This is a genomic window from Flavobacterium sp. HSC-61S13 (genome assembly GCF_024171535.1).
In the GTDB taxonomy this organism is placed as follows: Bacteria; Bacteroidota; Bacteroidia; order Flavobacteriales; family Flavobacteriaceae; genus Flavobacterium.
In genome coordinates this window covers 1-14,353 of sequence record NZ_JALJZV010000009.1, presented here as the reverse complement: position 1 = coordinate 14,353, position 14,353 = coordinate 1, and the positions used below count along the sequence as shown (strand labels likewise).

Genomic DNA, 14,353 nt, shown 5'->3' with positions numbered 1-14,353 from the left:
TGAGGGCGTTAATTGATATCGAAATGTTAGCTGTGAAAGAAAAAGGAATTTAATATAAAACTCAATTATTATGAAAAAAAACTACTACTTATCTTATTCATTAACAGGTGTTTTTCTGTTGCTTTCTAGCCTGCTATCCGCACAGGTAACCCCTGTTGGGAATAGTGGTATTGGAACCTTGGTGCCAGATTCCAGCGCTGTATTAGATTTGGTAAGTGCTAATACCGGAGTGCTCATACCTCGAGTTGCAAACATTGAAACAGCGATACCCAATCCGGCTAATGGATTGTTGGTATACGATACTGTTCGAGCATGTTTGAGCCAAAATATAGGAACTCCCTCAGCGCCGGATTGGGTGTGTATTAGTGGTAATGTCGTTAAGTTTTTCTATATGCCGTCCGTGGCACTTGATATCACTAATGCATCGGGGCGTTACGATCTTTTTGATTTGTATAAAACTCAGTTTTCTTCACCGAAATCGGCTAGTCCAGGCGCACCAGCTGCTATTCCCTTTTTTAATAATGCTAGCGATTTATACTATTATGTTACCGATTATAGTGCTAATGTGTTTTCCAATGTAAGTATTGATAACATGGGTATTTTGACTTATAATGTGCTTCCCAATGCTCAAGCCAATAGTGATAGTAGTGATTTTATGAACGTCGTATTGGTTGTTAAGTAAGCAATTTACGAGAAATCTAATTTTATGATGACTTATCTTAGCTTTGTTAGGAAGAAACTCGCTTTGCTTCTTTTTGTTTTTTTTATTTTTAATGCTGTTAGTTTTGCACAGCAAATCGGATGCCCTGGTGATTTTGATTGCGATGGGATTAGCGATGAACTGGATGTCGATGACGATAATGACGGTATTTATGACCATATTGAGTCCCCCAATTGTTTTTATTTAGATAAAAGTAGTTTTGAAATCGGGGATCGCTCGGACTTATTAACAGCGACTACAACCTTACCTTTTTCAAATGGGAATCCAGATTGGTTAATAAATGGTACGCCAACCCCATCATCAGGGTTAAGTATTCCAGCTGCTATTGATTTAGATCAGCTTGAAATCGTGCGATTGACCACAAAAGCTGGTGCGGGTATTGAATTTACCTCGATCTCATTGCTTTTTAATGGTTCGTCTTTTTTTGCTTCATCGGCTAGAGTCGTTTTGCAAGGATCTAAAGATGGGAATACTTGGCTGGACTTGTCGGAAAAACACTTTCCCGGTAACGGAGCCAACATCACCGTTGACGTATCGTACCATCAAAGCCGATATAAATACTATCGCCTTTTAGGAGTGGGGGGGAAGCGTGGATCAGCCACCCGTGTATTTCTCCAAGTTACTGCTAGTGTCGGTGCATACATGCCTTCGTTCTATCCAAAAGCAAACTGTACAGGAGAGGACATAGATGGTGATGGTATGCCTAATCATCAAGATTTAGACAGTGATGGCGACGGTGCTTATGATGTAGTAGAAGCGGGTTTTATTGATTCGGATAATAACGGCCATCTCGGCAGTGGTATGGTATTCGTAGATGATGATGGTGCGATTGTCGGACATGATTATCGCGTTCCCTATGATTTTTACAAAATAGGATCTATTAATGCGGCCAAGGACACTGATGATGACGGTATTTATGATGTATTTGATGTGGATGCCGATAACGACGGTATTTATAATCATTTTGAGTCCCCAAATTGTTATGAAAGCGACAAAACGACCTATGAAACTGGTAATAGAAATTCGCTGATGCAAGCCACAACAACCCTTAATTATGTTAGCGGTAAACAAGAGTATTTAATTGATGGAATTGCTACTTCAGCTCAAGGAATAACTTGGGCGTCGTCTCAAGCTTTACAAAATCAAGAGGTATTTAGATTGACAACCCGACTGGCTTTGGGAGTACAATTTTCATCGATAGATTTGATTTTTAATGGAGCTGGAGCCTTTACGTCGAGCAGTAGGTTAGTCATGCAAGGGTCACAAGATGGAATAGTTTGGGTTGATTTGACTGAAGAAATAAAGCCTTCTACAGCAGTAAATGTAACCATAGTGATGACTAAAAATCATGATGTATATCGCATGTACCGCTTGCTTGGACAATCAGGAACGACTGGGGTAACCAGCAGGAGTTTAATGGAGATAACGGCTATAACCCAAAACTACCTACCGGCACTTTATCCAAAAATAAACTGCTCTGATGAAGACTTGGATGGTGATGGCGTTGCCAATCATCTGGATTTGGACAGTGATGGTGACGGGGTGAGTGACGTATTGGAAGCGGGATTTTCAGATCCAGATGGTGATGGATTTGTTGGTGTAGCTCCTGTACTTGTAGATCGATTCGGTGTGGTAGATGGACATGGATATTTACATCCGCTTGGCTATTATAAAATTAGAGAGGTTGTTGCAACCGATGATTTTGATGGTGATGGTGTTTTTGATCTCTTCGATGTGGACGACGATAATGACGGTATTTTTGATCATATAGAATCTCCCAATTGCTTTGAATTAGATGCTAAGATTTATGAAACTGGCGATAGAAGGCACCTACTAGAAGTCACTACTTCATTGCCTATTCGAACGGGTAATGCCGAATTATTAATCGACGGCATCGAAACGCTAAGTAATATTGGAATACAAATTCCAGCGGCAACCGCTCTAGCAAATAGAGAGATTTTTAGATTGACTACAACTATGGCCCCGAGTATAGAATATGCCTCTATACGAATGTTGTTTAATACTACAGATTTTTTTTCAAACGGTTCACAAGTGATTTTACAGGCCACCAACGACGGTACTAATTGGATTGATTTAACAGAAGGTATTAGCCCGAGTTTGAGCAATGAATCCGTTTTTGTTGTAACCAAAAATCAGGACTTATATCGATCGTATCGATTATGGGGTATAGCGGGTTTTACAGGAACGATAACTAGAAATATTCTTGAGATTACAGCCACGGTTGCTAATCATCATCCGTCTTTATATCCCAAAATGGGCTGTAACGGACATGATATTAATGGAAACGGCAGGCCCAATCACCAAGACTTAAATGCAGATGGAGATTCGTGTTTTGATGTTACTGAAGTGGGGTTTGAAGATCCAGATCGCGATGGAATATTAGGCATTAGCCCCGTTACAGTAGATCAATATGGCAAGGTCATCTCAGCTGTTGGTTATACCTTGCCTCGAAACTTGTATTGGTTGGAACCCCATAGAAATGTTTGTACAGGTGGTGGAATCCCATTGGAAGAGGATTCCCATTGTTTGGATATGGATGATATCAGCAATGATTATGGATTGATACAATCCTTGTTTCATATGAGTTTGGTCCGAACAAAATCTGGTTTTTCGATTTTTGGAGAGCATACTAGTCCATTAGGTGTTGGAAATTTATTGTTTCCGACAGAGGTTATTCCGAGCAATGGATTTAATTATGACGGTGATATTATAGCCGGAACAGTTGGAGGTGGTTACAGTAGAGTTACTTGCTTCGTGTTATCTACAGCTGGATTATATACCTGGGGAAATAAGGTTCAGGTGCCGCAGCCGTGGAGAACTTCGGGGCGGGCATTTCAATCAATTCCATTGCCCGTAGGGATTAATCCTCGAGACGTCAAAGTGATTAGTGCAACGGCATCTGGTTTCGATATGGGAAGTTTGGTGTTGTTGACCAAATGGGGTGATGTTTATGTGTTGGCTGCAGGTGCTCAACAAAGTGCGGCGGTTTATGGCGATAGTAGTACTGCTATTGATTTTGCTTGGCACAAAGTTTTAATCGGGCAGGTTGTGTCTGTAAAATTATTTGGTACGGGTACTGCTATGGCTCTTACCTTAAATGGCGATCTGTTTACTTGGGGAAGTAGTATCTTTTTAGGTGATGGGTCGAACGAGACTAACAGTGCTGTACCGGTTAAAATGACGCTTCCGAATGGGGTTAATCGAGTGATTATGACCGCTATGACTGGTGAAAGTTCAACACTGACCTACTATGTATTAGGCGATGATAAACGCGTGTATTCCTTGGGATATAATATTGGAGGTGTTTTGGGAATTGGTGTTGATGGAGGGGCAGTGAGAACCTCTTGGCAGACCGTTAAGAGTCCTACTGGAAGTGGAGTAGGGACAGGTACTGGATTTTTGGAAAATATAAAGTTTATTAATGGAGCTTTACACAACCCATTTTCGGGAGCTGCAGGAGCTATCGATGAAGATGGAGTACCTTATTTTTGGGGTTCTAATGAGTCGACTTATGTTCGATTAGGGTTTAATGGAGGTAATGTAACCCAGCCTAGAATTCCAAATGGAATTACGCCAGGAGTACACGATATAATGTATATTGAATTAGGAGGGCATGTTACACCGGTTATCGATAAAAAACTCGGTAAGTATGGATATGTAGGACATAAAATTGCAGGGAGTATGGGTGATGGAGGTCAGGAAGCTACAATTACAGTTTATGATTTTACCAACACTCCTGTCATTGATTTTTGTAATATTGTTATTGGCGGGCCTAAAAAAACTCGTGCTACAATCAATCCAATGAATATTAACTCGCCTCTAAAAATCCGACATTAATCAATCCTTAAAAGACCGTATTGACATAAAAAAACAGCTGTTTTTTGGGCTTTTTATTAAAGTGAGATGTAGATATTTAAAATAAAAAACGCCTGAATGAATTTCAGGCGTTCTTTATAAAAAAAAGGAATTATTTAGCAGCAGCATATCTCTTTGCTACTTCATCCCAGTTGATTACATTAAAGAAAGCAGTAATATAATCAGGTCTGCGGTTTTGGTAGTTTAAATAATAAGCGTGTTCCCAAACATCCATTCCCAAGATTGGAGTTCCTTGACAAGTAACACCTGGCATTAATGGGTTGTCCTGATTAGGAGTTCCACAAACAGCTAGTTTTCCGTCTTTTACACACAACCAAGCCCATCCTGAACCAAACTGAGTTGCTCCAGCTTTAGCAAATGCTTCCTTAAAAGCTTCAAAAGAACCTAAGTCTTTAACAATGGCAGCAGCCAGTTCTCCAGTTGGCTCTCCACCTCCGTTAGGGCTCATTACCTCCCAGAATAGGTTGTGGTTGTAAAATCCACCACCGTTGTTGCGCACAGCTCCGTTAGCCATGTCTAAGTTGTGAAGAATTTCTTCGATGCTTTTTCCTTCTAATTCAGTACCAGCAATAGCTGCATTTAAGTTAGTAGTATAAGCGTTATGATGTTTAGTATGGTGTATTTCCATCGTACGAGCATCAATGTGCGGTTCTAACGCGTCGTATGCGTAAGGTAATTTCGGTAATTCGAATGCCATAATTAGTATTATTAAAAAGATTAGTATTATTTTTATTCAAATTTAAGGATTTAACTTCAATATCAAAAGGAGACTAAGTTTAATTATCGTTAACTATAATATAAAACAAATAAGTGACTACTGCCTCATTTTCAATTTATAACGCCTCAGCCGGATCCGGTAAAACCCATACATTAGTCAAAGAATACTTGAAAATCCTGTTAACTGACAAGACAAACGACGCCTATAAAAATATTTTAGCGATTACTTTTACCAACAAAGCCGTTGCTGAAATGAAGTCGAGAGTCGTGACAAGTTTGTTTGCATTTACTCAAGATGAAGTTCCGGAGAAACAGATGGGGATGTTGGAGCAAATAGAATTGGAAACCGGGCTAAAGGCCGATTTTATTCGGAATAAATCCAAGGTAATTATCAAAAATATCATTCATAATTATGCGGCCTTTGATATTTCGACTATCGATAAGTTTACCCATAAAATTATTAGGTCTTTTGCCCATGACTTAAATTTACCAATCACCTTTGATGTGTCTTTGGAGTCGGAAGAACTCTTACAAGAAGCCGTTGACGCTATAGTGTCTAGAGCCGGTACGGATAGTGAATTGACTGATTTGTTGATTGACTTTTCTATCGATAAGGCGGACAATGATAAAAGTTGGGACGTCACGAGAGAATTGTTGGAAATAGGCTATTTGTTGATGAATGAAAACAATCGCGACGAAATTGCGTTGTTTCAAGATAAAAATTTACCAGATTTTGTAGCGGTGCGCGATCGGTTGAAAGCTGAAATTAAAAGGATTTCTGCAGAAACAAAAGCTATAGGGAAAGAAGCATTGCAATTGATTTCAGATTACGGAATCGATGAAAAGTCGTTTTCGAGAGGAACCTTTCCCAATCACCTCAAGAAAATCGAAGCCGATGAGGTCTTGGCAGCACACAAGCGATTCTTGGAATTCGATGATATACAGATCAATAAAACAGCCAAAGACAGAGAACTTATAGAAGGCTTGATACCGCAATGGATCAACTTGTTGCAAAACGTGTATCGAGCTTATGCAAAGCGCTCTTTTTATGAAGCTTTTCTGAAAAATATAACCCCACTTTCTTTGTTGAATACGATTCGTCAAGAGTTAGATCAGATACAGGCGGACCAAAACATACTGTCGATATCTCAGTTTAATGCTATCATCCATAAAGAAATTCAAAATCAACCTGCTCCGTTTATTTATGAACGATTGGGAGAACGGTATCGGCATTTTTTTATCGATGAATTTCAAGATACCTCTGAAATGCAGTGGTTGAACTTAATTCCACTGATAGATAATGCCCTAGCTGGGGAGGACTTGTCTGGAACAAAGGGAACCCTGATGATTGTTGGCGATCCTAAACAATCTATTTATAGATGGAGAGGTGGTAAAGCAGAGCAATTTATCGCTCTGAGTAAAAAGGATAATCCGTTTTCAAATCCGAGTAAAGAAACGGTGGTGTTGGGTAAAAATTACCGCAGTTATTCGGAGGTGATAAATTTTAACAACGCTTTTTTTCAGGATATCTCTGGTTCTTTTACTGAGCCGGACTATAAAGATCTGTATGAAAATAATAGCAGTCAAGAAACCAACGCTAAAACGGGCGGTTATGTCAATATCCGATTTTTACCTAAACCCGAATCAGAAGAGGAGTTGGAAACTAAAGAGGAATTGCATGTACGTGCCACATTAGATATTATCCATAGTGTAAAAGCACAGGGGTTTGAATATAGAGATATCGTCGTATTGACTCGGAAACGGTCGGCTGGTGTCGCTTTAGCTAATTATTTGACAGAACAAGAAATACCTATACTTTCATCGGATTCGCTATTGATTGACAATGCCACAGAAGTGCGATTGATTATTCAGGTATTGCGGTTTTTAAAAAACGACCGGGATAAGGAATCCAAAGCATTGATGTTATATTATGTCGCATCCAAGCAACCCGAAGGTTGCCCGATTCATGATTTTATCGCTGAAGGTTTGGCTATACAACCGGAAAAGGAATTGGAACATTGGTTGCAGTCAAAAGGGGTTCATATTTCCTTCAATGCCTGTAGAAAGAAATCGCTTTATGAGGCGGTTGAAGATATCGTAAGAGCGTTTTTGCAGGATAAAAGTTCGATATCCTATGTGTTGTATTTTTTGGATTTGGTTTTAGAACGTACCATTAAGAGCCAATACAGTATAGCGGACTTTTTGTATTTCTGGGAGAACAACGGACAGAAATTCAGTATTCCAACTCCGGAAGGCGTGGATGCCGTTCGGATTATGACGATTCATAAATCAAAGGGACTGGAGTTTCCAGTTGTGATTTTCCCATTTGCCGAAGAGGATTATTCGCGACCATCACGAAACAAATTGTGGTTGGACTTAAATGAAGACGGCTTGGACTTGCCAAAAGCTTTGGTCGATTCCAAAAAAGAAGTGGCGGAATATGGTGCCTGGGCCGAAGCGCTCTATCAAGAAAAACAACAAGAAGAATTGCTGGATAATATTAATGTGCTGTATGTTGCTTTAACCCGTGCCGAAGAGCAATTGTATGTTGTTTCCTCAAAAAACATAAGTCGTGCAGGAGAGTTGCAAAACAATATGTCGAAATTCTTTTTGGAATTCTTAATCAAAAGAGGGCTGTATACCGACGAAGGCTTTAGCTATGATTTTGGGGTGCCTATAAAAGTATCTAAATCTACCGTTAAGGATATTGGTGGTATCGATCATATTAATAAAACCATACAATCGGTAGATCATTTGATGGATTTTAAATCGATTAAGATTGCACAACGTGAGGCATTGATGTGGGATTCCGATAATCAGAAAGCTATTGAGTATGGGAATATATTGCATCAGATCATGTCTTATATCTATACGGTCAATGATATTGATGAAGCCTTGGATAAAAGTTTAGAAATGGGATTGATAACTGAAAGTCAGCGATTGAGTTTTAAAGATTTGGTTGAGGATATTGTATTTCATCCCGAGTTAGAACCTTATTTTGCAGAAAATGGATTGGTTTTTAACGAACGAACGATTTTTAGTGCTACCTTTAAGAGTATCAAGCCGGATCGAGTGACGGTTCGTGATAATAAAGCCTACCTGTTAGACTATAAGACGGGTAAGCACGAAGATTCTCATATCAAGCAAGTTCATGAATATCAGCTTGCACTAGAGGATATGGGGTATGACGTAGTGAAAAAAATTATCCTGTATACAGGAGATAACATAAATATGGTACATTTGCCATAGTAATTTTGAAAAATAAATATTCAACTTATGTACGGAAAGATTAAAGATCATTTACGAGAGGAGCTAGCAGCTATTGAGGAAAATGGATTGTTTAAAAAAGAGCGTATCATCACTTCTCCACAAGGAGCGGAGATTACTATTTCGACAGGTGAAACTGTTTTAAATTTTTGTGCCAATAATTATTTGGGACTTTCTTCACACCCTGAAGTAGTTCAAGCAGCTAAAGATGCTTTGGATACTCACGGTTTCGGAATGTCGTCGGTACGATTTATTTGTGGTACACAAGATATTCACAAAGAATTGGAAAAGAAGATCGCTGAATTTTATGGAACCGAGGATACGATTTTATATGCTGCGGCTTTTGATGCTAATGGCGGGGTTTTTGAACCTTTATTAGGTGCCGAAGATGCGATTATTTCCGATAGCTTAAACCATGCGTCGATTATTGATGGTGTTCGTTTGTGTAAAGCAGCGCGATACCGTTACGAAAATAGCGATATGGATGATTTAGAGCAACAATTAATCAAAGCTAATGAAGCGGGACATCGTTTTAAGATTATAGTGACTGATGGGGTGTTCTCTATGGATGGTTTGGTTGCGCCTTTAGATAAAATTTGTGATCTTGCGGATAAATATGATGCTTTGGTGATGGTAGATGAATGTCATGCGGCAGGATTTATTGGAGCTACAGGTAAAGGAACCCTAGAGGCAAAAGGAGTAATGGGACGTGTAGATATTATCACAGGTACTTTGGGTAAAGCCTTAGGAGGTGCTATGGGAGGATATACTACAGCTAAAAAAGAGGTGATTGAAATCTTGAGACAACGTTCGAGACCCTATTTGTTTTCAAATTCCCTTTCACCAGTAATTGTTGGAGCTTCACTTAAAGTATTTGAAGTGTTAGCTAGAGACACGTCGCTTAGAGATCAATTGGAATGGAATACCAATTATTTTAAAACGGGAATGAAAAAAGCCGGTTTAGATATTATTGATGGTGATTCAGCGATTGTTCCAGTTATGTTGTATGATGCGAAATTGGCACAATTGATGGCTGAGGAATTGTTGAAAAAAGGGATTTATGTGACTGGTTTCTTTTTTCCAGTAGTTCCTAAAGGAAAAGCGAGAATTCGCGTTCAATTATCAGCTGCTCATACACAAGAACACTTAGATAAAGCTATTCAGGCATTTACGGAGGTCGGAAAACAGCTTAATATTATAAAATAAAGAGAATTTTAGTAGGAAAAAGAGATAATTGTTAAGAATTTTTTTGTAGATAACAATTAAGGTCTTATTTTTGCTAGATATTATTACGTACAGTAAATAAATAAAAAAAGTTATGAAACATCTCAACAAATTATTTGCGGCAGCACTTCTTTGCACGGGGTTAACCTCACACGCTCAGAATGCGGATCACCCATGGGCGGTGACTATCGGAGCCAATGCTGTTGATACTAAGATTAGTACAACAAACAACTTCTCTAACAGATTAGGAGGTTACTTCAATGTTAAAGATCAGTGGAACATCCTTCCGTCTGTATCTTACTTGAATGTAGCAAGATACTTAGGAGATGGTTTCTCCTTTGGAATCACAGGATCTGTAAATAAGATTGATAAGTTTATTAAACCGGAAGCAGAAAACTACGAAATCTACAATCCAGGTGATTTAACTTATTATGGTATTGATGCAGAAGTTAAATATAGCTTCAAAGATTTATTGAAATTCAAAGTTGTTGATCCTTTCTTATTAGTTGGTGGGGGATACACTTTTATGGGTGATGCTAGTGCAGGTACTGTTAATGGAGGTTTAGGATTAAACTTCTGGTTTACAGAAAACATTGCATTAACTGTTCAATCTACGTACAAACATTCATTTGACGATACAAGAACTCCAAACGTTGATATCGCTTCGCATATGCAACATTTCGCAGGTATTAAATTCCAATTTGGTGGAAAAGATACAGACGGAGATGGAATCTTAGACAAATATGACGAATGTCCAGATGTTGCTGGTCTTAAAGAATTCAACGGATGTCCTGACACTGATGGAGACGGAATCCCTGATCATTTAGATACTTGTCCAGATGTTGCTGGTTTACCAGAATTCAACGGATGTCCTGATACTGACGGAGACGGAGTGCCAGATCATTTAGACGAATGTCCAGATGTATTCGGTCTTAAAGAATTCAACGGATGTCCTGATACTGACGGAGACGGAGTACCAGACCATAAAGATGAGTGTCCAGAAGTTGCTGGTCCTAAAGAAAACAAAGGTTGTCCTTGGCCAGATAGAGACGGAGACGGAGTGCCAGATCATTTAGACAAATGTCCAGATGTTGCAGGTCCTGCTTCTAACAACGGTTGTCCAGAGATCAAAGAAGAGCAAATGAAACAATTAAATGATTACGGTAGAACGATCTTGTTCAATACTGGTAAATTCACTTTCCAAGAGAAAACTTACCCAGTACTTGACAATATGGCTAAAATCATGAGAGAGTACCCAACTGCTAAATTCAGTATTGAAGGACATACAGATAGCACAGGTTCTGATAAAATCAACTTGCCATTATCTGAAAACAGAGCAAACGCTGTAAAAGTATACTTAATTGAAAAAGGTATCGATGCTTCTAGATTAACTTCTAAAGGTTACGGTTCTTCTAAACCAATTGAATCTAACAAAACTGTTAAAGGTAGAGAGATCAATAGACGTGTAGAGGTTGTATTACAAAAATAATCATCCTTTTTAAATAAACTAAAACGCCTCGAGAAATCGAGGCGTTTTTTTATATATTTATAAGATGTAATAGGTTTGTTGTGCTGAGTTGTAATGTGTGAAAAAACCTCAGTTTAAGGAAAGTTTCTACACGTTAAAGGAGTGGATCGATGGTTTTAAATGTATAAGTTAAATGAATAATGTGAGGTTTTTAGATAAGTTGAGTTTGGAAATTAAAAAGGATTTCCCAAATACATTAAACGATCTAATCGTCGTTTTGCCCAATAAAAGAGCAAAAGTGTTCCTGTTGGAATCCCTGAAAAAGCAATATCCCAAAAGTTTATTCGCGCCGGAAATTATCAGTGTCGAAGAATTGATTCAAGACATCTCTGGACTTCGAACTTTGGACTCGATAGAACTCGTATTCGAGTTTTATGAAGTCTACAGTACTGTTGTCACTGCAGATAAGTTACAACCTTTTGAACAATTTGCCAATTGGGGAAAAATGTTGTTACAGGACTTCAATGAGATTGACCGTTATCTGCTTCAGCCCAATCGCGTTTTTTCATATCTTAAAGATATTGAAGACATCAAACATTGGTCGTTGGATCTGGAGAAACGAACCAACATGATTCAAAATTATTTGGAGTTTTGGGACATGATGCCGATTTACTATCAAGCATTCTATGAGTATTTAATAGGAAAAAAAGTTGGGTATCAAGGGTTGATTTATAGAAAAGCTGTAGAGAAATCGAATGATTTTGCCGTTAAATTGGGCGAAAAAAAAATGTATTTCGCGGGGTTTAACGCTTTGAATGCTGCAGAAGAAGTGATCATTCAATTGTTTTTAGAAAAAGGTTGTGCTAAAGTATTTTGGGATATCGATGCAGTGTTCTTAAATGATCCTTATCACGATGCAGGACTGTTTTTGCGTCGAATTAAAAAAGAGTGGAAGTATTATCAGACACATCCGATGGACTGGATAGTTGAGGACTTTAGTGATGCGAAAACAATTCAAATTATCAAAACTCCGAAGACCGTTGGTCAAGCGCGCATAGCTGGAAAGATTATTGAAAAGCTCAAAAGTGAAAATGAAAGCCTCAATCAAGTGGCTTTGGTGTTGGGTGAAGAGAATCTTTTGATGCCTGTTCTGTATTCTTTGCCTGTGGAAGTCGATGCTTTAAACATTACTATGGGGTATGACGGGCGAAGTAATCCCGTTCAAATTTTGATTGCTAAATTGTTTAAAATGCATCTCAATGCCATACGCCGTGATCAACTGAACTATACTTTATATCACAAAGAAGTCTTGGATGTATTAACCAATCCGATGGTTGAGCCCTATGTTGATGCTGCAACAACGATAAAAAATATTCACGAAGGCAATCTGACCTTTTTTAGCATGGACAGCTTAAAAGCCTTTAATGCTGCTCCAAATATCTTGCGAGATTTGATCTTGACCAAATGGTCTGATGATCCGTTGCAAGTGTTAAAATTACTGTCGGTAATTATATCAGAAATTAAAAATAGATTATCGAGCAATGTCGAGGAGGATAAGGTGGCAAAAACCTTTTTGTATTCGATGTACCAATTGATTAATAAGTTGATCAATTATTGTGAGAAATATCCGACGATGAATACTGTCGAGAATGTTTATGCGATTTATAAACAAATCATTGATCTTGCTGAGGTTTCTTTTGAGGGGGAACCTCTAAAGGGATTGCAGATTATGGGAGTTCTTGAAAGTAGGGTATTGGATTTTGAAACCGTAATTATTACGTCTGTCAATGAAGGGAAATTTCCGGCGGGGAAGTCGCAAAACTCCTTTATACCTTATGATGTTAAAAGAGAATTGGGGCTGCCGACTTACAAGGAAAAAGATGCTATTTATAGCTATCACTTCTACCATTTGTTGTTGCGCGCTAAAAATGTATATCTCTTGTATAATTCGGAGGCGGAAGGCTTAGATGCCGGTGAGCGCAGTCGATTTATCACGCAATTGGAAATTGAAAAAAGACCCAACCACCATTTGGAGCACTTGACTTATTCGGCCTTCTTGCCTGACAAGGCATATCAGCCGATTGAAGTTCCTAAATCGGAGCAACTTCAGGAGAAATTAAAGGAAATCGCATTGGGACGCGGCTTCTCTCCGTCCGCATTAACCAATTATTTGCGCAACCCCATTCAATTTTATCTGCAACGGGTGTTGAGAATTCGCGAGGTAGAGGAAGTTGAAGAAAGCGTAGCCTTGAATACCTTGGGAACCATTATTCATAATGCACTTGAAAACCTCTATAAGCCTTTGGTAGGGCGTGTATTGACCATAGCAGATTTAGATGATTTACAAAAAAAATCGGATGCAATTGTTGAAATAGAATTTGAAAAAGAATACAGTAGTAACAAAGATAAATTGGGTAAAAACCTACTCGCCTTTGAAGTAGCTAAGAGAAATGTTTATCATTTTTTGATGGAGGAGCGAAAAAACATTCAAAATGGCGATGTTGTTCAGATTTTAGAACTAGAGCGTTTGCTTGAATATCAACTAGTTGATGAGCGCTTGCCTTATCCGGTCAATCTATTTGGGTATGTGGATCGTATTGAAATTCGCAATCAGTCTATTCGGGTGATCGATTATAAATCAGGAAAGGTGGACTCCAATCAATTGCGTTTAAAAGATTGGGAAGGACTCACGACAGAACTAAAAAATGATAAGATTATTCAATTGTTGTGTTATGCTTTGATGTTTGAAGAAGAGGCTGGGGATAGACCGTTGGAGGCCGGAATTTATTCGTTTAAAAATAGAAAAGAGGGCTTCTTGTTTTTTGGAGTCAGACAAGGACGTGAAGTAGATCAAAACATTACCAAGGAAATTCTTGCGGAATTTAGAACGGAATTAGTCGCGCTGATTAATGCTATTTTGAATCCAGAAACGAATTTTATTGAAGAACTTTAGTTTTGGTGCCTATACGCTGATACGCTGATACGCTGATACGCTGATACGCTGATACGCTGATACGCTGATACGCTGATACGCTGATACGCTGATACGCTGATACGCT

General features: G+C 38.6%; 7 protein-coding genes. 6 read left to right on the top strand and 1 reads right to left on the bottom strand.

Annotated features, from left to right (window positions below; all coding sequences use genetic code 11):
• The first annotated feature begins 70 nt into the window (after window positions 1–70).
• Both L1275_RS09990 and L1275_RS09985 read left to right on the top strand, forming a co-directional pair.
• On the top strand, window positions 71–682 hold the full coding sequence (locus L1275_RS09990; RefSeq protein ID WP_253472343.1) for a hypothetical protein: 612 nt from the start codon (window positions 71–73) through the stop codon (window positions 680–682).
• A 24-nt stretch (window positions 683–706) separates the two neighbouring features.
• Window positions 707–4,579: a hypothetical protein gene (locus L1275_RS09985; protein ID WP_253472341.1), complete on the top strand. Its 3,873-nt coding sequence runs from the start codon at window positions 707–709 to the stop codon at window positions 4,577–4,579.
• Between the two features lie 130 nt (window positions 4,580–4,709).
• Here L1275_RS09985 and L1275_RS09980 read toward each other — a convergent pair whose 3' ends face one another.
• A complete protein-coding gene (locus L1275_RS09980; RefSeq protein WP_253472339.1) occupies window positions 4,710–5,315 on the bottom strand; it encodes a superoxide dismutase in 606 nt (201 codons plus the stop codon).
• 113 nt (window positions 5,316–5,428) lie between these two features.
• Here L1275_RS09980 and L1275_RS09975 point away from each other — a divergent pair, with 113 nt between their 5' ends.
• From L1275_RS09975 to L1275_RS09960, 4 genes are all read left to right on the top strand, one after another.
• Window positions 5,429–8,584, top strand: coding sequence for a UvrD-helicase domain-containing protein (locus L1275_RS09975; RefSeq protein WP_253472337.1), 3,156 nt, complete (start codon window positions 5,429–5,431; stop codon window positions 8,582–8,584).
• 27 nt (window positions 8,585–8,611) lie between these two features.
• The gene (gene kbl, locus L1275_RS09970) at window positions 8,612–9,808 is read left to right on the top strand and encodes a glycine C-acetyltransferase (RefSeq protein ID WP_253472335.1); all 1,197 of its coding nucleotides are present in this window, start codon (window positions 8,612–8,614) and stop codon (window positions 9,806–9,808) included.
• Between the two features lie 112 nt (window positions 9,809–9,920).
• Window positions 9,921–11,315 (top strand): OmpA family protein, encoded by a 1,395-nt coding sequence (locus L1275_RS09965; RefSeq protein WP_253472333.1) that lies wholly within the window; start codon window positions 9,921–9,923, stop codon window positions 11,313–11,315.
• Window positions 11,316–11,487: 172 nt separating this feature from the next.
• On the top strand, window positions 11,488–14,247 hold the full coding sequence (locus L1275_RS09960) for a PD-(D/E)XK nuclease family protein (RefSeq protein ID WP_253472331.1): 2,760 nt from the start codon (window positions 11,488–11,490) through the stop codon (window positions 14,245–14,247).
• Window positions 14,248–14,353: the final 106 nt, after the last annotated feature.

Coding starts and splice junctions, on each gene's coding strand:
- L1275_RS09990 (WP_253472343.1), top strand. CDS start 71: ATGAAAAAAAACTACTACTTATCTTATTCATTAACAGGTGTTTTTCTG.
- L1275_RS09985 (WP_253472341.1), top strand. CDS start 707: ATGATGACTTATCTTAGCTTTGTTAGGAAGAAACTCGCTTTGCTTCTT.
- L1275_RS09980 (WP_253472339.1), bottom strand. CDS start 5,315: ATGGCATTCGAATTACCGAAATTACCTTACGCATACGACGCGTTAGAA.
- kbl (WP_253472335.1), top strand. CDS start 8,612: ATGTACGGAAAGATTAAAGATCATTTACGAGAGGAGCTAGCAGCTATT.
- L1275_RS09965 (WP_253472333.1), top strand. CDS start 9,921: ATGAAACATCTCAACAAATTATTTGCGGCAGCACTTCTTTGCACGGGG.
- L1275_RS09960 (WP_253472331.1), top strand. CDS start 11,488: ATGAATAATGTGAGGTTTTTAGATAAGTTGAGTTTGGAAATTAAAAAG.